At 61.5% G+C, this 23943-nt stretch carries 12 protein-coding genes; 4 read left to right on the top strand and 8 right to left on the bottom strand.

Features of this window, described 5'->3' with window-relative positions; all coding sequences use genetic code 11:
• Positions 1–553: 553 nt before the first annotated feature.
• The 6 genes from KGB27_RS20345 to KGB27_RS20320 all read right to left on the bottom strand — a co-directional run bounded on the left by KGB27_RS20345 (position 554) and on the right by KGB27_RS20320 (position 5342).
• Positions 554–781: an MbtH family protein gene (locus tag KGB27_RS20345; protein WP_008033724.1), complete on the bottom strand. Its 228-nt coding sequence runs from the start codon at positions 779–781 to the stop codon at positions 554–556.
• Between the two features lie 82 nt (positions 782–863).
• Positions 864–2276, bottom strand: a complete 1413-nt coding sequence (locus tag KGB27_RS20340) for an aspartate aminotransferase family protein (protein WP_223556052.1) — start codon at positions 2274–2276, stop codon at positions 864–866.
• Positions 2277–2353: 77 nt separating this feature from the next.
• Positions 2354–2839: a GNAT family N-acetyltransferase gene (locus tag KGB27_RS20335; RefSeq protein WP_223556049.1), complete on the bottom strand. Its 486-nt coding sequence runs from the start codon at positions 2837–2839 to the stop codon at positions 2354–2356.
• A 217-nt stretch (positions 2840–3056) separates the two neighbouring features.
• The gene (locus KGB27_RS20330) at positions 3057–4382 is read right to left on the bottom strand and encodes an ATP-binding protein (protein ID WP_192419391.1); all 1326 of its coding nucleotides are present in this window, start codon (positions 4380–4382) and stop codon (positions 3057–3059) included.
• Positions 4379–5062, bottom strand: a complete 684-nt coding sequence (locus KGB27_RS20325) for a response regulator (protein WP_008033711.1) — start codon at positions 5060–5062, stop codon at positions 4379–4381. The genes KGB27_RS20330 and KGB27_RS20325 overlap by 4 nt, the downstream gene beginning before the upstream one ends.
• The gene (locus KGB27_RS20320) at positions 5034–5342 is read right to left on the bottom strand and encodes a hypothetical protein (protein WP_223556046.1); all 309 of its coding nucleotides are present in this window, start codon (positions 5340–5342) and stop codon (positions 5034–5036) included. Before KGB27_RS20320 ends, KGB27_RS20325 begins: the two co-directional genes overlap by 29 nt.
• Before the next feature lie 255 nt (positions 5343–5597).
• On the opposite strand from KGB27_RS20320, the gene KGB27_RS20315 reads away from it, so the two are divergent.
• From KGB27_RS20315 to dsbG, 4 genes are all read left to right on the top strand, one after another.
• On the top strand, positions 5598–6305 hold the full coding sequence (locus tag KGB27_RS20315) for a hypothetical protein (RefSeq protein WP_008044452.1): 708 nt from the start codon (positions 5598–5600) through the stop codon (positions 6303–6305).
• A gap of 98 nt (positions 6306–6403) precedes the next feature.
• Positions 6404–8140, top strand: a complete 1737-nt coding sequence (gene dsbD / locus KGB27_RS20310; protein WP_223556043.1) for a protein-disulfide reductase DsbD — start codon at positions 6404–6406, stop codon at positions 8138–8140.
• Positions 8140–9006 carry a TlpA disulfide reductase family protein gene (locus KGB27_RS20305; RefSeq protein ID WP_223556040.1) on the top strand — a complete coding sequence of 289 codons (867 nt, stop codon included), beginning with the start codon at positions 8140–8142 and terminating at the stop codon, positions 9004–9006. Before dsbD ends, KGB27_RS20305 begins: the two co-directional genes overlap by 1 nt.
• The gene (gene dsbG, locus KGB27_RS20300; RefSeq protein ID WP_008033705.1) at positions 8982–9752 is read left to right on the top strand and encodes a thiol:disulfide interchange protein DsbG; all 771 of its coding nucleotides are present in this window, start codon (positions 8982–8984) and stop codon (positions 9750–9752) included. The genes KGB27_RS20305 and dsbG overlap by 25 nt, the downstream gene beginning before the upstream one ends.
• A gap of 121 nt (positions 9753–9873) precedes the next feature.
• On the opposite strand, the gene KGB27_RS20295 is transcribed toward dsbG, so the two are convergent.
• Positions 9874–10686, bottom strand: a complete 813-nt coding sequence (locus KGB27_RS20295) for an alpha/beta fold hydrolase (protein ID WP_223556037.1) — start codon at positions 10684–10686, stop codon at positions 9874–9876.
• 182 nt (positions 10687–10868) lie between these two features.
• Positions 10869–23867: a non-ribosomal peptide synthetase gene (locus tag KGB27_RS20290; RefSeq protein ID WP_223556034.1), complete on the bottom strand. Its 12999-nt coding sequence runs from the start codon at positions 23865–23867 to the stop codon at positions 10869–10871.
• Positions 23868–23943: the final 76 nt, after the last annotated feature.

The following is a 23943-nucleotide window of genomic DNA, read 5'->3' as shown; positions in this document are numbered from 1 at the left end:
GCGGTGGGTCAGTCGAGAAATAAGTTGACTGACCCACCGCAATCGCCAGCAAGCCGGCTCCTACAGGGGAATGCGTACGAACAAAGAAACAGGTCGGCTCGCAGGCCGCCTCGCTTTTGCTTCTGCTTGGCTTTTGATTTTGCTTTGGCTTTTGATCTGCCCCGTCGGGAGGCCGAGTGGAGGTTCTGCGCAGTGGGCACCGCGGCAAGGATGCCGCGGTAGCCGCCCCCGGCCATGGATGGCCGATGGCGGCGGGCCCACGGAGCAGGACCAGAGCGAGGGAACCCTGAGCCTAGGCGAAGGGCCGTACGTCAGGGGCAAAGCCTTTTGGTTCCTTTTTGGCGTTTGAAAAAGGGACTCGCCGTAAGGGCGAAACCATTAGCGGCCGTTACCGCAGGAATGGATATGTACACCTGAAAAAATTCGGAGCCTGACACAAAGCCATCGCCGGCAAGCCAGCTCCTACAGGTCCTGCGTACAGCCAGACAAACTCTAGGCGCAAAAAAGCCCGCTGACCTTCTCGGTCCAGCGGGCTTCTCTTTGCACGAAGACTTCAGTGAGCCACTGCCGCCTGCTCTTCCATCTTCTTGCGCAAACTCAGCGGACGCATATCGGTCCAGGTTTCTTCGATGTAAGCCAGGCATTCCTTTTTCAGGCCGCTCTTGCCCACGGTCCGCCAGCCCTCCGGCACGGCCTTGTAGTCGGGCCAGATCGAGTACTGCTCTTCGTGGTTGACCACGACCTGAAAGAGGATGTCCTCGCGGTCGAATACTGACGTCATGGTGTCTCTCCATCGCTGTAAGGGTGGGCTGCACTGCGTGCGCAGCCGTTATGTAGAAAGAACGTTGCGGGGCCCGGAAAATTTAGAGGCTGGCAGTGGCAGCAGCCATCGCCCGACCAAAAATCTCCGCCACCCGATCAATTTCCGCAGCAGTAATCACCAGCGGCGGCAGGAAGCGCACCACACCGCCATGCCGACCACCCAGCTCAAGAATCAACCCACGCTTGAGGCATTCACGCTGCACCAGCGGCGCCAGCCGCGCGAAGATCGGTGGATGACCTTGCACATCCGGCACGCCGGTCGGGTCAACCAGTTCGACGCCAAGCATCAAGCCACGACCGCGAATATCGCCCAGTTGCGGGAAGTCCCGCTGAAGAATGCGCAGGTGCTCGCTCAAGCGCTCGCCCATGGCCGCAGCGTGTTCGCAAACCTTGTGTTCAGCCAGATAACGCATCACCGCAGAGCCCGCCGCCATGGCCATTTGGTTACCACGGAAGGTCCCGGCATGCGCGCCCGGCAACCAGGTGTCGAGCCAGTCGCGATACACCACCACCGCCAGCGGCAAGCTGCCGCCGATGGCCTTGGACATCACCACCACGTCCGGAATGATCCCGGCGTGCTCGAAGGCAAACATCTTGCCGGTGCGGGCGAAACCGCTCTGGATTTCGTCGACGATCAACGCCACACCCGCCTTTTCGGTGATGCGACGCAGACCGCGCAACCAATCGAGATCAGCCGGGATCACCCCGCCCTCGCCCTGAACAGCCTCGACAATCACAGCGGCCGGCAATTGCACACCCGCCTCGGGATCGTTCAGCAGGTTTTCCAGGTAGTTCAGGTTGACCTGCACGCCTTGCACGCCGCCGAGGCCGAACGGGCAACGGTAATCGTAGGGATACGGCATGAACTGCACGCCACTGCTGAGCAATGCGCCCAACGGTTTTTTCGGCCCCAGGCTGCCCATCAGGCTCAGCGCGCCCTGGCTCATGCCGTGATAACCGCCCTGAAACGACAGCACAGTGCTGCGCCCGGTGGCGGTGCGCACCAATTTCAAAGCGGCTTCCACGGCGTCGGTGCCGGTCGGGCCGCAGAACTGGATTTTTGCTTCCGCAGCCAGAGCCGGCGGCAGCAGACCAAACAGGTCCTGGACGAATTGATCCTTGACCGGGGTGGTCAGGTCGAGGGTGTGCAGCGGCAGTTCATCGGTCAGCACTTGCTGGATCGCTTCGATCACCACCGGATGGTTATGCCCCAGGGCCAGCGTTCCGGCGCCGGCCAGGCAGTCGATGAAGCTGCGGCCTTCGACGTCTTCGACATAAATGCCCTTCGCGCGCTTGAGTGCCAGGGGAATGCGTCGCGGGTAGCTGCGGGCATTCGACTCCTGCTGGCTCTGACGCGCCAGCAATGGCGATTCGTTGAACTGATAAAGCGTTTCGGCCGGCGCCGGAGCGATCCGGGCCGACTGATCTTCCATAAGGCTGGTAGCGACTGACATCTCTCGACCCCTCAATAAGGTTTTCCTGTTCTGGAAACGCATCAGGGCGCCGAGGATTTAGACCCTTGCCCGGCTTTCTATGAAGGCGGGGTCAGGCCCTTGTGCATGGGGATGGCACGAAGCCCGGCTACGGTGAAGGTTTCAGCACAGGGCTGATAACCCAAATGCCGGTAAAAGGCTTCACTGGTCCGGGTGCTGTTGAGTCGTACCTGAGCCAGCCCGTTATCGATCAGCCAGCCTTCAAGGTCGCGCACCAACGCTTGCCCGACACCACGACGAAAGCATTCCGGCTGCACGTAACAGAACGCAAGCTTGCCGCTGATCGCCGCCATCGCGACGCCGACCGGTTTGTCCTGCAACAGGGCGATGTTCAGGTACAGCCGTTGGTCGGTCAGCCACGGTTGAATGTGTTCGACGGTTTTGTTGTGGGTCCAGGTGGCGACGGTTTGCGGGTCGTTGCGATGGTCGAGCGCGCAGCCGACGCGGATGGAACGCTCGACGATCCGGCTGATGATCCCGGCGTCGGCGGGGGTTGCCTTGCAGATGTGTAGAGGGGTTTCCATGGCGCTGTAACCTCAATCCATTGAGAAAAAGCTGCCGGGGACGATAGCGCTGGTGGCCGTCGGAACGCCAATGGCGAGACGTTACATTTGATGTGCAACACAGCAACCTGTAGGAGCCGGCTTGCCGGCGATGGCGTCCGTACAGTCAACAAATGTGTTGGCTGCTCCACCGCTATCGCCGGCAAGCCGGCTCCTACAAGGGGGATTGTGGTGCTGGTCAGATTTGTTGCAACGGCATCGTCAGCTCGACCCGCAAGCCATCCGGCCGGCTGTCGAAATGCAGCGTGCAGCCACAACGCTGAACAATCGCCTGGACAATCGCCAACCCCAGACCGCAGCCGGTGCTCTGTCCGTTGCGCCAGAAGCGTTGGGTCAGGTGTTGCAGGTCGTCTTCGGCAATGCCCGGCCCATGATCGCGCACGACGAACTGCACGCGGTTGCCGGTGGTTACCAGGCTCAGTTCTACCGCACCGTCGTTCGGGGTATGGCGCAGCGCGTTGTCCAGCAGGTTGCGCAACGCCGCGATCGACAGCACCGCCGGCATTTGCACCGGCGCATGGGAGAGCTTCGGCGGCAGCTTGAATTGGATCCGCTGACGATCACCGCTGGCGGCATCCTGAATCGCCAGTTTCGCCACTTGCTCGGCGCTGCATTGCACACCGTCGTCGAACGACAGACTGCCCTCGACCCGCGCCAGCAACAACAATTGCTCAAGCGTGCGGTGCAGGCGGTCGGCGCCCTCTTCGGCCCGGGCCAGGGACTGATCCCGTGCCGCGCCATCGGTCATGCGCGCCACTTGCAGGTGGGTTTTGATCGCCGTCAGCGGGCTGCGCAGTTCGTGGGCCGCGTCGCCGGTCAATCGGCGTTCGCGCTCGATGGTCTTGCCGATGCGCTGGAACAGCTGGTTCTGAGTGTCCAGCAACGGTTGCAACTCACTGGGCAGCGGCTGAATCTGCAAGGGTTCCAGCGAGTCGGCGCTGCGACGCATCAAGGCATCGCGCATGCGGTTCAACGGCGCCAGGCCCTGGCCGATCCCCAGCCACAGCAGGCAAAGGCAACCGAGCAACGCCACGCCCACCGGCACCGAAGCGGCCAGCAAGATCGACATGTTGAGCGCTTCACGTTCGATCTGCCGATCCGCCGTGGTGATGCGCAGATCGCCACGGGCCAGGGTGAAACTGCGCCACGGCGCGCCGTCGATCATCTGATCGTGGAAGCCCATTTTCTCGGCTTGCAGTGTTTGTTGTGGATCGGTGTGGCTGCGGGCGAGGATTTCGCCGCGCAGCGAGCTGACCTGACACGCCATCCCGCCCGGAATATTCAGTTGTTCCGCACTGAAATGGGTGCCCTCGCCCTTGGTCGGCAACGGCGGCAGTTGCTCCATCAGGCCCGCGACCATGCGCGCCGACGCCACCAGCCGCTGGTCGAGTGAAAACATCATCTGGTTGCGCAGGTCGCTGAGCATCCAGGCCGCTGCCAGGGCCCAGATCAGCGCAAATGCGGCGCCGAGCGTCAGGCTCAGGCGCAAACGCAGGCTCATCACTTTTTCACTTCCTCTCCATCATCGGCCGGCCCCAGGCGATAGCCCAGACCGCGCACGGTCTCGACAATGCCATTACCCAGTTTGCGCCGCAGGTGATGGATATGCACGTTGAGGGCGTTGCTTTCCAGTTCGTCGTTGAACCCATAGACGCTGTCTTTCAACTGCTCCGTGGACAGTACCCGGCCACGGTTGTGCAGCAAGGCTTGCAACAGTGACTGTTCGCGACGGGAAAGGTCCACCGGCTGACCGCCAAGCATGGTTTCGCGGCTGCTCGGGTCGTACGTCAAGCGGCCGTGTTCGATCAGGTTGACGCTGCGCCCCGCCACCCGTCGCAACAACGTGTGCAGGCGTGCGGCGAGTTCGCGCAGGTCGAACGGCTTGAGCAGGTAATCATCGGCCCCCGCTTGCAGGCCGTCGACGCGGTCGGTCACCGAATCCCGCGCGGTGAGGATCAGCACCGGAATCTCCAGGCCATGATGGCGCAACTGCTGCAATAGCTTGAGCCCGTCTTCATCCGGCAGACCGAGGTCGAGCACCATCACGTCGAACTCGGCGACCTTGAGCATGGCCCGGGCCTTCGAGGCAGTGTTGACGTGCTCCACCGTCAGGCCCTGGGCAGTGAGGCCGGCGACAATGCCGCTGGCGATCAGCTCATCGTCTTCGCAAACCAGTACGTGCATGGATAAGACCTTCGCAAAAATGGTCATTAAAAAGAGTATCGATTAACCCGGCATTATGCCGCTGCCGCTCATCATCATTGAGGGAAATCGCTGAATGACCTGCACCGCGAAAATTTCCCGTTCGGCCATCCACCAAAACGACCGGATCATTGAAACCTTTTGAACACAGACTTACAACTCTCAACAACAACAACAACAACAACAACAACAACAACAACAACAACAACAACAACAACAACAACAATACACATTCTTTAACGCCACAAGCATTGACCAACATACGAACACAGACAACACTTCGCACTATAACAACCTAAAGCAAACACTCTATTACAGAGCACAACCAACACCATCAAAATGAAACCCCACAACTAACACCTGCGATGCCACCTTATATTTCAGACATCACCAAAAAATTCAACCACAATTGTTACGCGCTTCAATCTTCACACTTATCACTACAGCACTACTTTTTATAACTTACCTTTATCGCGCTTCCGCGCCATTACAAACACTGATAAAAAGGATTTAAATCATGCCCGAACTAAAAAACTTCGTAGCCGTTGATTGGCGCTCAGGCAGAGATCGCTGCTATTTTTTCTTCAAAGATGACGATACCTATTCACGATACAACAACAGCGAAGGCAGTGTTGCTTCGAGCCACCCAACTGCGGTAACTCAAGATAACTGGGGAGAATTTCATCCGCACGCACAAGATTTGTGCTTCGGATTCTCCACAGACCGGATAGTAGGCACCAACAGGCTCGAATTAGACGCTGATATTCTCTGGTTATTTTACTACGATGAAAAAACACCGATGGTGTGCGAATACGATCAAGATGCAGATACTCCTTTCAGTTTCACGCCAGTCAGCGAGTCGATATGGAGCATGCTACTGCCCTACTTCGACGATATTATTGCAGGTACCTTCTGGCAGCGACCGTTCAGATCCTCTGGCCAAACCATCTTCAAGTTTATTTTAAAAAACGGAAAATACCTGGAGCTTGACTGGCACAGTAAAAAGCTCGTCCTCGGCGATATAAAATACACAACCTGGCCAAGACTCGGCCCTTATGTCGATGACATTATCACTGCTGTGCAGATCCATGCCTCCGTTACTGACAGCTATCTGTACATCTTTTTGAGCGACAATAAATACTTGAAATACAATATCGATAAAAACATTCTGGAAGGGGAAGCAAGAGACGTAGACGAGGGCTGGCCAGGACTGACTCATAACTGAATTCTTCACAGGTCATGGCAGAAGTGTGCGGCGGTTAATCATCGGTTAATCGCCGCCCGCCACTGTGCACCTCACCTGCACAGGGATAAGGCTTACCCATGCGTTCACTGCTTCTTTTTTTTGCTCTCTTGATCTCGGGTCTGGCCCAGGCAGGGACCAATCCGTTCGAAACCAAACCTGAATTCCTGCCAGTGGAAAAAGCGTTCGTCTTCACGTCCGAGCGCCTTGAGTCGGGTGAAACGCAACTCTATTGGCAGATCACCGACGGTTATTACCTTTATCAGAAACGCCTTAAGTTCGATGGGTTGCCCGCTGAGCTGCACCCTGTGTTACCTGAAGGCGAGTCTCACAGTGATGAATTCTTCGGTGAACAGCCGGTTTATCGCCAGGGCCTGGAGCTGAAGATCCCGGCGGGCGCGACCGGCCAGATCAAGGTCGGCTTCCAGGGCTGCGCCGATGCCGGATTGTGTTATCCGCCGCAAACCCAGGTCGTGGACCTGGGCGGCAGTGTTGTCGCTTCGGCGGCCAATGAAGCGCCGGATCAAGCCTTGGCCAGCAGCCTGCAACAACGGGCGTTGGGCTGGAGCTTGTTGGTGTTCTTCGGTTTGGGCCTGCTGCTGGCCTTCACCCCTTGCTCATTGCCGATGCTGCCGATTCTGGCCGGTATGATTGTCGGCAGTGGCGCGACACCTAAACGCGGATTTGCCTTGGCCACCAGCTATGTCGTGAGCATGGCGCTGGTGTACGCGGCGATGGGCGTTCTGGCGGCGCTGCTCGGTGCGAATTTGCAGGCACTGCTGCAAAACCCTTGGTTGCTGGGCAGTTTCGCCGCCGTGTTTGTGCTGCTGGCGTTGCCGATGTTCGGCTTCTTCGAGTTGCAACTGCCGGTCGCCGTGCGCGATCGGCTGGAAAACGTCTCGCGCAATCAGCGCGGTGGCAGCCTGATCGGCGCGGGTGTGCTGGGCGCGCTGTCCGGTCTGCTGGTCGGTCCGTGCATGACCGCCCCGCTGGCCGGCGCACTGCTCTATATCGCGCAAAGCGGCAATGCGCTGCACGGCGGGTTGATTCTGTTTGCCATGGGCATCGGCATCGGTGTGCCGCTGTTGTTGCTGGTGACCGTCGGCAACCGCTTCCTGCCCAAACCCGGGGCCTGGATGAACCTGCTCAAAGGCGTGTTCGGCTTCCTGTTCCTCGCCACCGCGTTGTTGATGTTGCGCCCGGTACTGGATGAATCGCTGTGGATCGGTCTGTGCGGTGCGTTGTTGCTGATTGCCGCCTACAGCGCCTGGAAGCAGTCGCAAGGTTTCGGGCGGGTCGCGCATCTGTTCGGTGCCAGCTCATTGCTGCTCGGCCTGTGGGGCAGTCTGTTGATGATCGGTGCGGCGGGCGGCGGTGATGACCTGTTGAAACCGCTGCAGGTCTATAGCGCTGCCAATGCGGGCAATGTCGCCCGCCCGGTCGGCCACGAGGCTTTCACCACAATCAAGGACCCGGCCGCTCTGCAACGGGAGCTCGATGCCGCACAAGCTCAGGGCCAATGGGTGCTGCTGGACTACTACGCCGACTGGTGTGTGTCGTGCAAGGTCATGGAAAAACAGGTGTTCGGCCAACCCCGCGTGCTCGACGCCTTGAGCGATGTGCGCTTGCTACGGCTGGATGTGACCGCCGACAATGCCGCCAGCCGCGAACTGCTTGGCCGTTATAAAGTGCCGGGGCCACCGAGTTTTCTGTGGATCGGCGCCGATGGCATCGAGCGTCGCAGCCAGCGCATCACCGGCGAGGTCGATGCCGACACCTTCCTGCAACGCTGGACCACCACCCGAGACGCCCGTTAATGCTGACTTTTACCCTCGGCACGTTTGCCATCGCGCTTAACCACCTGCTGCTGATCAGCGCCCTGGCGCTGGCGACGTTTGTCGGCTGGCGGGCGGCCAAGCGTGGCGGTGAAAATCCCGAGTCGGTGCTGTTCAGCCTGTTCCTGCTGGGCATGCTGGCGGCCCGAATCAGTTTCGTCGCGCTGTACTGGAAGCACTATCGCGACGATCCGTGGCAAGTCATCGACCTGCGCGACGGTGGTTTTCTCGCCTGGCCGGGTGTGATCGCGCTGCTGCTGGCCGCGGTGTATCGAGGCTGGCGTCAACCGGGTTTACGTCGCCCACTGGGCTTTGGCGTGGCCAGTGGCCTGGCTTTCTGGCTGCTCGCGACATTCTCCCTGAGTATTTACGAACAAGGCACGCGCCTGCCAGACATCACCCTGCGCAATGCCGCCGGTGAAACGGTGCAACTGGCGGATTACAAGGGCGGGCCGCTGGTGATCAATCTTTGGGCCACCTGGTGCCCGCCGTGTCGCCGGGAAATGCCGGTGCTGGAAAACGCTCAGCAACACCGCCCGGACCTGACCTTCCTGTTCGTCAATCAGGCAGAAAGCATGCAAAGCGTCAGCACCTTTCTGGAAACCCAGGGCCTGAGCCTGTCCAACGTACTGTTCGACGGCAGCGGTCGATTGGGTCAGGCCGTCGGTTCGATGGCATTGCCGACTACGCTGTTCTATAGCCCTGACGGTCGCCTGCTGGGCAGTCATCTGGGTGAACTGTCGGACGCCAGCCTGGCCCGCGCCCTGGAAAACTTTGACACCCCGAATCCGGGCACACCGTCCACTTCTTCAAGGAAACTGCCATGCCCCGCCTCCGCCACCTGCTGACGCTGACCCTGGGCGCCGCCCTGCTGCACCTGCCGTCGGTACAGGCTGCCGAAGAATTGCCCGAAGCGATCAAGAAGATCGAAGCCAAGGGCGCGAAAATCGTCGGCCAGTTCGACGCACCCGATGGCTTGCGCGGTTATGCCGCGCAGTACCAGAACCGTGGCATGGCGCTGTACCTGACGCCGGATGGCAAACATGTGTTGCTGGGCAATTTGTACGACGCCGACGGCAAAGACCTGAGCAGCGCGCCATTGCAGAAACTGGTGTACGCGCCGATGGCCAAGGAAATCTGGGGCAAGATGGAAGCGAGCAACTGGATCGGTGACGGCAACAAGGATGCGCCGCGCGTGGTGTACCTGTTCAGCGATCCGAACTGCCCTTACTGCAACGTGTTCTGGGAACAGGCGCGGCCGTGGGTGAAGGCCGGCAAGGTGCAGTTGCGGCACATCATGGTCGGGATCATTCGTGAAGACAGCCCAGGCAAATCCGCGGCATTGCTGGCCGCCAAGGATCCGCAAAAAGCCCTGCAAGACCACGAAGGGGCTGGCAAGGCCAGTACGCTGAAGGCGCTGAAAGAAGTACCGCCGGCGATTCAGGCGAAACTGGCGGCGAACATGCAGTTGATGGAAGACCTGGAATTGCAGGCCACTCCGGCGATTTTCTACATGGACGACAAGGGCGAGCTGCAACAGCAGCAAGGCGCGCCGTCGCCGGACAAGCTGGTAAAGATTCTCGGGCCGAAGTGAATTCACCGGCCTCTTCGCGGGCAAGCCTCGCTCCTACAGAAGTTGTGTCGGTCGCGATTATTGTGAACGACACAACTTCTGTAGGAGCGAGGCTTGCCCGCGAAGGCGTCAGCAAGATCGACTAATTTTTCCGGGCTAGAAACTCCAGCAACACCTCAGTCACAAACCGCGGATTCTCCAGATTGGAGATATGCCCCGCCTCCGGCACCAGCACATACGGGCAACCGATCAACTCGGCCATTTCAATGGTTTCCGACGGTGGTCGCGGCTTGTCCTGATCACCACACACCACCAGCGTGGCCTCAGCCTCCAGCTCGCCCAGTCGCGGCAACACATCATCGCGCCCAAATGTGATCCGCCCCATTGGCACGATACTTTCGCGCAGACGCTCTGGCGGCAGCGCAGCCAGTTTTGCGCGGAAATCCTGATACAGCGCCGACTGCGGGTCGATGCCCGGACGGAAGAAAATCGGCACGACGATGTCGAGCAGTTGCGGTGCAATCACGCCGCTGTCTTCGATCTGTTTGAACAGCGAGAAATAGTATTGGCGAGTGGGTTCAGGTTCGACACCGACGTAGGTGTCCATCAGCACCAGGCCGTTGATCCGCTGAGGAACCGACAGCGCCAGGCGCACGCCCCACATGCCACCGACGGAAAGACCGACCAGCGTGACACGGTCGATGTGCAGATGATCGAGCAAGGCCAGCGCCTGACGTGCAATGTCATCCAGCGATTGCGTGCCTTCGGGTAGCGAGCCTGACTCACCGTGGCCCCACAGGTCCAGGGCGATGACCCGGTATTGCTCCGACAGGGCGGCGATCTGCGGCGCCCACATGGTTTGGTCCCAGAGGTAGCTGCCGGCGAGTAGTACGGCAGGGCCGGTGCCTTGATCGATGTAGTGAAGGGGTTGTCCGTCAATCGTAACGAAGGGCATTGACTGTTTCCTTTGTGAAAACCGGAGCAGGGAGACTGTGCTGCTGTGGTTCCACAGTCAACCTTGTGGTGCTTTAAAAGGCCCCATCGCCAGCAGCCTGGCTCCCACATTTTGTTCTGCGAACACAGTTCAAATGTGGGAGCCAGCCTGCTGGCGAAAAGGCCCTTACAGACGCTAGAGAATTACAGACCCTCCAACTCCGCCATCAAGTCATTCAACCGATCAACCTTGTCCTCGGTGATGTCACTCGCCGCCAACCCGTCGATGTACTCAGCCAATTCCTCCACCGTGCTGCACTCGAACATCGCCCGCAGCGGCACATCCCGTTGCAGGGCTTTCTGCACCCGCGACGCAATCTGCGTCGCCAGCAGCGAATGCCCGCCCAACTCGAAGAAGTTGTCGCGCACACCGACCTTTTCGACCTTCAACACCTCGGCCCAGATATCCGCCAACGTCTGCTCCAGTTCATTGCGCGGCGCCTGATAATCCTGGCTCTGCAACTGACCGATCTCCAGCGCCGGCAGCGCCTTGCGGTCCAGTTTGCCGTTGGCATTGAGCGGCATCCGCTCCAGCCACAACCAGTGCAGCGGCACCATGTATTCCGGCAGCTCGGCGCGCAGGCGCTGCTTGATGCGCTCCAGGCGCTCAGTCGGATTAAGTGAAGAATCAGTCGCAACCAAATAGCCGACCAGATGCTTGCCGCTCACGCCTTCCTGCACACCAACCGCCGCTTCGCGCACTTCCGGTTGCTCATGCAGACGCGCTTCGATTTCACCCAGTTCGATGCGGTAGCCGCGAATCTTCACCTGATGGTCGATGCGCCCAACGTACTCCAGCACGCCGTCACTGCGACGACGGGCGAGGTCGCCGGTGCGGTACAAACGATCGCCCGGTGCGCCAAACGGGTTCGGCACAAACACCTGCGCCGTACGCAGCGGATCGCTGACATAGCCGCGCCCGACACCGGTGCCGGCCACGCACAGTTCGCCCACCGCACCCAACGGCACCAGGTCCAGCGCGCCATCGAGCAGGTACAAACGGTTGTTGTCGGTCGGCGTGCCAATCGGCAAGTAACTGCCGCGAGTCGACGCCATGTCGACACGGAAGAACGCCACGTCGTCCGAACATTCCGCCGGACCGTAAGCATTCACCAGCCCGATGTCCGGGTAGCGCAGCAACCATTGGTGCGCGAGTTCCGGCGGCATCGCTTCACCGGTCGGCAGCATCCAGCGCAGGCCGTCGAGGCTCATGCGTTCCTGGGCGAGCATGCCCTGAATCAGCGACGGCACGCTTTCCAGCACGGTGATGCCCTGGGCCGATACATGCGCCAACAAGCCCTGCGGATCGTGGGCAATGGTGTTCGGCACGATGTCCACCCGCGCGCCGAACAACGGTGCGGCAAGGAACTGCCAGACCGATATGTCGAAGCTTTGCGAAGCGGTCTGCGCGATCACATCGGCAGCGCTGAGGTTCAGGTACGGCAGCTTGCTCAATTGGTTGTTGAGCATGCCGCGTTGTTCGACCATCACACCTTTGGGCAGGCCGGTCGAACCCGAGGTGTAGATCACGTAGGCAAGGTTGTCCGGGCCGCTGTAGATGCCCGGATTCGCCACCGAAACTTGGCTCGCCTGCACCTCTTCCCACACCAGCAACCGTGGCCGATTGGCGCAACCGAATTCCTCCAGCAACGCCACCGCCTGTTCGCGACAGGCCTGGGTGCAGACCAGCAACGGCGTGCGGCTCAGGTCGATGATCCGGCTCAGGCGGTGACTTGGCAGCCCCGGATCCAGCGGCAGATAACCCGCGCCGGCCTTGAAGCTGCCGATGATCATCCCGAGCAGATCGAGGTTACGTTCGGCCAGCAACGCCACCGGCTGATCCAGCCCGACACCGGCCGCGATCAACGCATGGCCAAGACGGTTGCTGCGCTGGTTCAGTTCGGCGTAGCTGTGTTGCTGATCGAGGCAACTGGCGGCGATCCGTTGCGGATGCTGCGCAACCTGCGCTTCAAACAACGCAACGTAGCTCTGCTCCAACGGGTAATCGTGTTCGCTCTGGTTGCAGCCGTGGATCAGGAAATCCTGTTCCTCGGCACCCAGCAGCGGCAAGTCCGCCATGTCGCCATGGAAACCTTCGACCAGTGCCAGCAACAGGCGCTTGAACTCACCGAGCATCCGTTCAACGGTCGACTCATCGAAATAACGCTGGTCGTAAGACAGGTGCAAGCCCAGGTCATCGCCCGGATAGCACACCGCCGTCAGCGGGAAGTTAGTGTGGGTGCGGCCCGAATCCGAAGTCGCGTTGAGGCTCTGCGCACGGTCCAGCACCGAGACTTCCACCGGCGCGTTTTCAAACACGAACAGGCTGTCGAACAGCGGTTGGCCCTTCGGCAATTCGCTGTTTTCCTGGATGCTCACCAGCGGCAGGTATTCGTACTCGCGCAGTTGCATGTTGCTGTCGAGCAAGCCGCTCAGCCACTGGCGAACGCTGCAACGCTGGTCGTCTTCCGGCATCTTCACCCGCAGCGCGATGCTGTTGATGAACAGCCCGACGGTGCGCTGCATCTCCGGCATTTCCACCGGGCGCCCGGCCACCGTGACGCCGAACAGCACGTCGCGATCACCGCTCAAGCGCCGCAACACCAAGGCCCACGCCGCTTGCGCGAAGGTGTTGATGGTCAACTGATGGGCCTGCGCCAGTTCACGCAGTTGCGCACCGTCGCGAGCATCGAGTCGGGTGTAGCGGTCGCCGACGATCATGCCGCCGCTGTCGCCGGCATGTTCACGCAGGAACGGCCGGTCGCTCGGGATCGGCGTGGTCCGTTCGAAGCCTTGCAGGTTGGTTTTCCACCACTGCCGCGCCTCGGCCAGGCTCTGGCGTTGCAGCCAGCCGATGTAGTCGCGGTAGCGCGGCGGCACAGCCAGTTGAGCTTCGCGACCTTCACCCAACGCGGTGTAGATTTCGAAGAAATCGTTCATCAGCAACGAGCGGCACCAGGCATCGATGAGGATGTGGTGGTTGCTCATCATGAACCAGTAGCGCGCTTCGCCAACCTTGATCAAACGCAGGTGGAACGGTGCCTGATTCAGCAGATCGAACCCGGCTTCACGCTCGCTTTTCAGCAACGCCTGCAACTTGGGCTCTTGCTCGTCCTCGGCGATTGCCGTCCAGTCGAGGGACTCGATCGGCGTGCTGCCCGGCTTGTGGATAACCTGCAGCATGTCCTCGCCAACATTCCAGCAGAACGATGCACGCAAGGCTTCGTGACGGGCGATCACCGCTTGCCAGGCCTCGGCAAAACGTTGCGGATCGAGCGCGCTGTTGATGCGGTAGCGGTCCTGCATGTAATAGAGGCCGGTGCCCGGTTCGAGCAAGGTGTGCAGCAGCATGCCTTCCTGCATCGGGGTTAGCGGGTAGACGTCTTCGATGGCGGCGGCCGGAATCGGCAGTGCGTCGAGTTGCGGCTGGGTCAGCTTCGCCAACGGGAAGTCCGACGGCGTCAGGCCGCCCGCCTCGTCACGCAGGCAATGCACGATCAGGCTCTGCAATTCGCCGAGGTAGGCGTCCGCCAGTTCGCTGATGGTTTGCGGATCGTGGCGCTCGGCGCTGAAGGTCCAGCGCAGCACCAATTCACCGCCGTAGACCTGACTGTCAACGCTCAACTCGTTAGGCAGCGGCGCTTTCGGATCGTGGGCGGCACCGACCGGTTCATCCAGTGGACGGAACAACGCGTCCGCGCCAAAGCTCTGGTCGAACTGGCCGAGGTAGTTGAAGGTGATCGGCGCCACCGGCAACGCGGCCATGGCTTCGCGGCACAGGTCGTCGGCGAGGTAACGCAACACGCCATAGCCCAGACCCTTGTGCGGCACGCCGCGCAGTTGTTCCTTGATCGCCTTGATCGAAGCGCCCTGGCCGGCGGCTTCTTCGATGTTCTGCGGGGTCAGGCGCAGCGGGTAGGCGCTGGTGAACCAGCCGACGGTGCGGGTCAGGTCGATCTCGTCGAACAGTGCCTCGCGACCGTGGCCTTCAAGTTGGATCAGCGCTGATTCATTCCCGCTCCAGCGGCACAGCACGCGGGCCAATGCCGTCAGCAACAGGTCGTTGACCTGGGTGCGATAGGCGCTCGGTGCCTGTTGCAGCAACTGGCGAGTGAACTCGCTGTCGAGGCGTACGCTGACGGTTTGCGCATGACGATTCTGCCGGCCGCCCTCAGGGCGATCACACGGCAATTCGACGCTCGGCCCGGCCAGGTGCGACTGCCACCAGCTCAGTTCTTCACGCAGGGATTCGCTGCCGGCATACGCCTGCAAGCGGGCCGCCCAGTCCTTGAAGGCGCTGGTTTTCGCCGGCAGTTTCACCGACTGCCCAGCCGCCAGTTGGCGATATACCGTTTGCAGATCGTCCAGTAATACACGCCAGGAAACGCCGTCCACCACCAAGTGATGGATCGCGAAGAACAGCCGTTGCTGGCCCTCGGGACCATCGACCAGCAGCACCCGCATCAACGGCCCTTGTTCGAGGTCGAGGCTGCGCTGGGCATCGGCAAACAATGCCGCGCATTTATCCATCGCCGCCACATGCACTTGCCACAACACGGGGGCGCCTCCCACCTTCTGGTGCGCCGCCGTCCATGCGCCGCCGGCCTCGGTGAAGCGCAGGCGCAAGGCGTCGTGCTGCTCGATCACCGCCAGCAGCGCTTGCTCCAGGCGATGAGGTTCCAGCGCAACGGTCGGTTCCAGCAACAACGCCTGGTTCCAGTGCTGACGCTCGGGCATGTCGGTGTCGAAGAACCAGTGCTGGATCGGGGTCAGACGCGATTCGCCGGTGAGCAAACCCTGCTCGGCCGTAACCTGCTCGGTGCGGCTGGCCACGGCGGCGAGTGTTTGAACTGTCTGGTGCTGGAACAGGTCACGCGGGCTGAAGTGAATGCCCTGCTGCCGCGCGCGGCTGACCACCTGGATCGACAGGATCGAGTCGCCACCCAGTTCGAAGAAGTTATCGTTGAGGCCGACTTGCGCGACGTTCAGCACTTCGCACCAGATCTGCGCCAATGTCAGTTCCAGCTCGTTGCTTGGCGCCACATAGTCCTGACGATTCAATTCCGGGTCCGGCGCCGGCAATGCACGACGGTCGAGTTTGCCGTTGGCAGTCAGCGGCATGCTCGCCAGCAGGATCAGGTGCGTCGGCACCATGTATTCCGGCAGTTGCGATTTCAGGTGAGCCTTGAGGGCTTCACGCAATTGGGCTTGTTGTGTTTCGTCCTGCTCAGCCACGTCGGTGACCAGATAGCCGACCAGTTGTTTGCCGCTCGGGGCGTCCAGCGCCAGCACCACGGCTTCACGGATCGAATCATGGTCCAGCAGACGGGTTTCGATCTCGCCCAGTTCGATGCGGAAACCGCGGATTTTCACTTGATGGTCGATGCGGCCGAGGTATTCCACCAGGCCGTCGGCGCGCTGCCGCACCAGGTCGCCGGTGCGATAAATCCGCCCGCCATCGGCCACGAACGGGTTGGCCACGAAGCGTTCCGCCGTGATGCCCGGACGGTCGTGATAACCCTGGGCCAGACCGGCACCGCCAACGTACAACTCACCAGTCGCGCCTTGCGGCACCAGTGCCAGATCGGCATCGAGAATGTAGGCCAAGCGAGCACCGATCACGCTGCCGATCGGCACACTGCCCAACCCTTCTTCAAGCTGCTGCGGTGCAAGACTGGCCAACGGCATGACCACCGTTTCGGTCGGGCCGTAGGCGTTGAAGAACAGGCTCGGTTTGAACGCTGCGCGAATGCGCTGCAAGTGCTCGCCGGTCAGGGCTTCACCGCCGGTGATGCACATGCGCACCGGCAAGGTTTCGCCCTGAGTCGCCAGCCACTGCGCCAATTGGCTGCCATAGCTTGGGGTGAAGCCGAGGATGTTGATGTTGTGGCGACGGATCAATCCGCAGATTTCTTCTGCGTCCCACTGACCTTGAGCGCGCAAGACCACTTGCGCACCGCTCAACAACGGCACCAGCAGACGCTCGGTCGCGGCGTCGAAGTTGATCGAATAGAAGTGCAGTTCGCAGTCGTCCGCACGCATGCCGAAACGCTCGATCACCGCGCGGCAGTGCATGGCGATTTCACCGTGGGACACCACCACGCCTTTCGGTTTGCCGGTGGAACCGGAGGTGTAAATCAGGTACGCCTGATGCTGCGGCAGGCTGATGAACGGCAGCTCGGTGGCCGGGTAGTTGACCAATTCGGCAGCGTCATCTTCAAGGCACCAGCGACTGACGGTTGTCGGCAGATCACCCAGGGCTTGGAACATCGCCGCATCGCTGAGCAGCAAACCGATGCCGCTGTCCTCGATCATGTAATGCAGGCGATCGAGCGGGTATTCCGGATCGAGCGGCACATAAGCGCCTCCAGCCTTGAGGATCGCCAGCAGGCCGATGACCATTTCCAGCGACCGCTCAAGTGCCAGACCGACGCGAACCTGCGGCCCGACACCCCGTTCACGCAGCATCCAGGCCAGGCGATTGGCGCGGCTATCGAGTTCGGCGTAGCTCAGGGTTTGCCCGGCGAACGTCAGCGCCGGCGCATCCTTGCGCACCAGCGCCTGTTCACTGAACAGGTGATGAATGCACTGATCCAGTCGATGTTCACCCGGTTCGATGCCCAGGCTGTCGAGCAGCTTTTGCTGTTCCGTGGTTTCGAGCAACGGCAGTTCACTGAGGCGCTGTTGCGGATCGGCCAGCAACGCTTCCAGCAGATTGCGCCAGTGCCCGGCCATGCGCGCAATGCGCGGTTCATCGAACAGATCGGTGCTGTAAGTCAGGCAGCAACCCAACCGATGATCGAGGTCGGTCACTTCCAGGTTGAGGTCGAATTTGGTTGCTCGCGCATCGTTCGCCAGATACTCGACCGTCATGCCGGCCAGCGTGCGGCTCTGCTGGAATTCCCAGCGCTGCACGTTGCACATCACCTGGAACAGCGGGTTGTACGCAGCGCTGCGCGGAGGCTGCAACGCTTCAACCAAATGATCGAACGGCAGGTCCTGATGGGACTGGCCTTCGATTACGGTGTGGCGCACTTGCTCGAACAGTTCGCCAACGGACATCTGCCCATCGAGCTGGCAACGCAGCACTTGGGTGTTGAGGAACGCACCGATCAGCCCTTCGCTTTCCGGGCGAATGCGGTTGGCCACCGGCGCGCCGATGCGCAGGTCGGTCTGGCCGCTGTAGCGGTAAAGCAGCACGGCCAGCGCGGCGGTCATGGTCATGAACAGGGTCAGGCCGTTTTGCGCGTTGAAGGCGCGGACCCGAGCCGCGAGATCATCGCTCAGGTCGAAACGGAACAGCTCGCCCTGATGGCTTTGCACCGCAGGACGCGGACGGTCGGCGGGCAACTCCAGCAATGGATGTTCGCGCCCCAGTTGCGCGGTCCAGTAGTCGAGCTGGCGCTGACGTTCGCCGGACTCCAGCCACTGACGCTGCCAGACGCTGTAATCGAGGTATTGCACCGGCAGCGGCGCCAGTGGCGATTCGCGGTCATCGACGAACGCCTCGTAAAGCGCACTGAGTTCCCGGGCGAAAATGTCCATCGCCCAGCCTTCGGTGACGATGTGGTGCAGGGTCAGCACCAGGTAATGTTCCTGCTCGGCGGTCTTGACCAGGCAGGCGCGCAGCAGCGGCCCGGTTTCCAGATCGAAGGGTTGATGCGCTTCGCTGTCGGCCAATGCCTGCACCCGCTGTTCGCGCAAGTCGGCGTCCAGCGCGGAAAAATCCTTCCAGTCCATGCGCATCCCGGTTTCCGGGTGCACGCGCTGTTGCGCCACGCCGTCGATGCTCGGGAACGTGGTGCGCAAGGTTTCGTGACGCATGATCAGCGCTTGCAACGCCGTCTCGAAGCGCCCGATGTCCAGCACCCCGCGCAACCGCGCCATGCCGCCGACGTTGTAGGCCGGGCTGTCCGGCTCCATCTGCCAGAGGAACCACATGCGCTGCTGGGAATAGGACAGCGGCACCGGTTGGCTGCGGTCGACCTTTTCAATCGGCGGTTGTTTGTTGGTGTTGCCGCTGGCCTGAATCTGTTGAACCTGCCGGGAGAATGCCCCCAGCTCACTGTTTTCGAACAACGCGCGCAGCGGCAATTCGACGTCGCAGGCCTGACGGGTGCGGGAGATGATTTGCGTGGCCAGCAGCGAATGGCCGCCGAGGGCGAAGAAGTCGTCGCGCAGACCGATCTGCTTCAAGCCCAGCACTTCGCGCCAGATCGCGGCGATCTGCTGCTCAAGTTCAGTCACCGGCTCGACGTGTTCGCGCACCTGCCATTGCGGTTCCGGCAAGGCACGGCGGTCGAGTTTGCCGCTTGGGCTGAGGGGCATTTCGTCAAGGCGCATCAGCTGCGCCGGGACCATGTACTCCGGCAGCTCGGCCGCCAGCGCGGCTTTCAGGCGAGCGGTTTGAGCGTCTTCGGATTCACCGGTTTCGCTGGCCGTGTAGTAACCGATCAACTGCCCGCCAGCGGCGGTTTCGCGCACCAGCACCACGGCTTGCGCGACACCGTCTTGCGCCAGCAGACGCGCTTCGATTTCTTCCGGTTCGACGCGAAAGCCCCGCAGTTTGACCTGCTGATCGAGACGGCCGAGGTATTCGATCACGCCATCGGTGGTCCAACGGGCGCGGTCGCCGGTGCGATACAGACGTGCACCCTGCTCGCCCAACGGGTCGACGACAAATCGTTCAGCCGTCAGCCCCGGACGCCCCAGATACCCCCGGGCCAGACCGATGCCGCTGATGCACAACTCACCGGGCACACCAGCCGGCACCGGGTAGAGCTCGCTGTCGAGCACGCGGCAAATCACGTTGCCCAACGGACGGCCAATCGGCGAGCGCTCGCCATCGGCCGTGCTGCAATGCCAATGAGTGACGTTGATCGCGGTTTCAGTCGGGCCATAACGGTTGTGCAGTTGCACGGCCGGCAGTTGCGCCAGCACGCGGTTGCGCAGTTCCGCCGGCAAGGCTTCGCCGCCCGAGAACACACGGCGCAGGCTGGTGCATTCGGCGGTGAGCGGCTCGTCGATAAACAACGAAAGCAGCGGCGGCACAAAGTGCAGCGTGGTCACCCCGTATTGCTGAACCAGTTGGGCAATGCGGTGCGGATCGCGGTGTTCGCCGGGCCCGGCAATCAGCAAACGCGCCCCGGTGATCAGCGGCCAGAAGCATTCCCACACCGACACGTCAAAACTGATCGGCGCCTTTTGCATCAGCACGTCGGTGTCGTTCAGGCGATAGGTGTTCTGCATCCATTGCAGGCGTTCGGCGAGCGCTGCGTGAGTGTTGCCGACGCCCTTCGGCTGGCCGGTGGAGCCAGAGGTGTAAATCACGTAAGCGAGGTTGTCGCCGTGCAGATGCAGGCCCGGCGCCTGGCTCGGCCAGTTCTCCAGGTGCAGTGCATCCATAGCGATCACGCTGACACCATCGGTGGCCGGCAGCCGGTCGAGCAATTCGGTTTGGGTCAGGAGCAATTCGACGCCGCTGTCGCCGAGCATGTACGCCAGGCGCTCGGTCGGGTAATCCGGGTCCAGCGGCACGTAGGCACCACCGGCCTTGATGATCGCCAACAGGCCGATCAACAGTTGCGGCGAACGCTCGGCGGCGATGGCCACGCAAACGTCCGGGCCGACGCCTTTGTCGCGCAGGTAATGCGCGAGGCGGTTGGCCTTGGCGTGCAGTTCGGCGAAGTCCAGGCTGCCGCCGTCCCACAGCAGCGCGGTGCGCTCCGGGTTCAGGCGTGCCTGTTCGTTCAGCAGTTCCGGCAGCCATTGGCTGGCCGGTGTGCACGGTGCGACGCTCCACGAGGTTTGCTGATCGTGCTCGCTCGCGGTCAACAGTTGCAGGTCGCCGACGGTGGTGACCGGCTGCTCGCAAATGGCTCGCAGCAGGTTGCTGAAATGCTCGGCCAGACGCTCGATGGTAGTGGCGTCAAACAGCTCGCTGGCATAGTCGAACGACAGGCTCAGGCGACCGTTACGGTCTTCCTCGCTGTGCAATTGCAAATCGAACTTGGCTTCGCGGCTGTGCCACGGCAGTTCTTCGGCGAGCAACCCGGGCAAGCGACGCAGTGCGCTCAGGTCCCGTTGTTGATGGTTGAACATGACCTGGAACAAGCCTTGTTCGCGGGCCTGCGGGAACGCTTCCAGCAGTTGTTCGAACGGCAGGTCCTGATGCGCCTGGGCGCCCAAGGCCGCCTGGCGGGTTTGCGCCAACAGTTCAACAAATGGCAACCGCGAATCTACCTCGGCACGCAGTACCTGGGTGTTGATGAAGAAGCCGATCAGGCCCTGGGTTTCCAGGCGCGGACGGTTGGCGTTTGGCACGCCGATGCGGATGTCGGTTTGGCCACTGTAGCGATGCAACAGGCTCTGGAACGCAGCGAGCAACAGCATGAATGAGGTGGAATCGTGGGCCTGGGCAGTCTGGCGAATCGCTTCGCTGAGGGGCGCAGCCAAACGCACGGTGTGGCGCGCGGCGCTGTGACGGTGTTGCACCGAACGCAGGTGATCGGTGGCCAGGTTCAGGGTCGGATGCTCCTCGCCCAACTGCGTTTTCCAGTAGGCCAGTTGCCGCTCGCCCTCACCTTGCGCCAGCCATTGACGCTGCCAGCTGCCGTAGTCGGCGTACTGGGTCGGCAATGGCGCGAGCGATGCCGTTTGCCCTTGGGACGCAGCGGCATACAGGCGCGAAAACTCGTCGATCAGCACGTTCAGCGACCAACCATCAGCGATGATGTGGTGCAGCGTCACCAGCAACTGGTGATCCTCGTCATCGAGGCGCACCAGCGTCACCCACAGCAGCGGACCTTTCTCCAGATCGAACTGAGTGCGCGCTTCATCCTCGCGGATTTGCTGCGCGCGGGCTTCACGCTCGGCGACGGGCAAATCGCTGATGTCGATCCGTTGCAGGTTGAATTCGCCAGCGGCAATGACCTGTTGCAGCGCCACGCCGTCACGTTCGAAGAAGCGCGTGCGCAGGGATTCGTGGCGTTCGATCAGGTGCTGGAAACTGGCGCGCAGGGCGTCTTCATCCAGTTCGCCGCGCAAACGCAAGGCGCCGGGAATGTTGTAGGCGCTGCTTTGCGGGTCGAGCTGCCAGGTAATCCACAAACGGTTTTGCGCGAGGGATTGCGGCATCGCTTCGCTGCGCGACAGCGTGCTGATCGCGCCTTGGGCCAGGCCGCCATCCTGTTGTTGCTGCGCGACCACGGCGGTAAATGCACCGAGGGTCGGCGCTTCGAACAGCAGGCGCAGGTTCAGCTCCAGTCCCAGCTCTTCGCGCAGGCGCGCAACCACTTGCGTGGCGGCAATGGAGTTGCCACCGAGCAGGAAGAAGTGGTCATCGACGCTGATCTGTTTCACCTGCAACTGCTCGGCCCAGATCTGGCCGATCAGGCTTTGCAGCTCGGAACCCAACTCGGTTTTGGCCTGGTTTTCAGGGGTCGCCGATGGGAACAGTGCGTAGCTGTCGAGGCTGCCATCCGCCAGCCGATTACGGCACGCCGAACGTTGCAGCTTGCCGCTGGACGTCTTGGGCAACGCGCCCGGATTGAGCAACACCACCACACTCGGTGCTTCCTGATACGCCTCGGCCACCGCCTGGCGGATGGCTTTGATCAGTGCCTCGGGCGGCAGGATTTTCTGCACGCTGCGACTGATTTCCGCGGCGATGCCGATGCCTTCCTGACCGTCGATGTTCACGGCGAACGCGGCGACGCGACCTTTGCGCACCACTTCCACTTCACGCTCGATGGTCTGCTCGATGTCCTGCGGGTACAGGTTGTGACCGCGAACGATCAGCATGTCTTTCAGGCGACCGGTGATGAACAGCTCGCCGTTGCGCATGAAACCCAGGTCGCCGGTGCGCAGCCAGGTTTTGCCGTCGTGTTGAACGAAGGTCTTGGCGCTGGCCTCGGGGTTGCGCCAGTAGCCATGGGCGATGCTCGGCCCGGTGGCCCAGACTTCGCCGACCGCGTTGTCGGCCAGTTCGGTCAGCGCCAATGGGTCGATAATCAGCACCGCGTGATCCGGCTGGCTGATGCCGCAACTCATGATCGCGCTGCCTTCACCCGCTTCGGCACGGTTTTGCGCCAACGCCTGATCATCCACGCGCAGGTTGCCGATGCCTTGACCACGGGGTGTACCGGCGACGAACAACGTGGCCTCGGCCAAGCCGTAAGACGCCATGAAACTGTCCGGGGTGAAACCGCAAGTCGCGAACTTCTCGGCGAAACGATCGAGAGTGTCGAGGCGAATCGGTTCGGAACCGGAATACGCCACGCGCCAGCCGCTGAGGTCGAGGCGTTCCAGCGCCGATTCACTGACACGTTCGCTGCACAGACGGTAGGCAAAATCCGGCCCACCGCTGATGGTGCCACCGTACTCGCTGATCGCTTCGAGCCAGCGCAGCGGCCGACCGAGGAAGTACGCCGGCGACATCAACACGCACGGCACGCCGCTGAAAATCGGCTGCAACAGACCGCCGATCAAACCCATGTCGTGGTACAGCGGCAGCCAGCTGACGATCACGTCGTCAGGGTTCAGGTCGATGCCGAAACCGTGGCGAATGAGCAACTCATTGACGACCAGGTTGCCATGGCTGACTTGCACGCCTTTCGGCAGCGCGGTGGAGCCCGAGGTGTATTGCAGGAAGGCAATGTGGTCGCCTTCGAGATTCGGTTCAGTCCACTTCGCGGCCAGTGCACCGTCGAGGGTGTCGACGCACAGCAGCGGCGGCGCGCCTTCGATTTGCAGCAACGCATCGCGCAGGCCGGCGCTGGTCAGCAGCAGGCGCGGTTCGGCGTCGCTGATGATCGACAACAGGCGTTCCTGATGATGACGCTTGGCCGACTCCGGCGGATAAGCCGGCACCGCGATCACGCCCGCATACAGGCAACCAAAAAACGCCGCGACGTAGTCCGGACCGCTGGGAAACAGCAGCACCGCGCGATCACCAAAGTCAGTTTCGGCCTGCAACGCGCCGGCAATGGTGCGCGCCCGCAGATCCAGTTCGCGATAACTGAGCACCACCGTCTGATCCGGGGTTTCGGCGAGAAAACGCAAGGCCACCCGATCCGGCGTCAGGGCCGCGCGGCGCTGAAGGGCTTGGACCAGTGTGCCAGGTATTTTGAACGCGTCGGTCATGAGGTTTCCTGCCTGAATTCGGCTTGCAAGTGGAATCGGTTTTCTGCTTTCACGCCCCATCAGGGGCATGCAGGAC

Origin of the sequence: Pseudomonas sp. BF-R-01 (genome assembly GCF_019946615.1) — a bacterium.
GTDB classification, from domain to species: Bacteria; Pseudomonadota; Gammaproteobacteria; order Pseudomonadales; family Pseudomonadaceae; genus Aquipseudomonas; species Aquipseudomonas migulae.
Note: the sequence above shows the minus strand (reverse complement) of the source record. Positions and strands in the feature narration are given on the sequence as shown.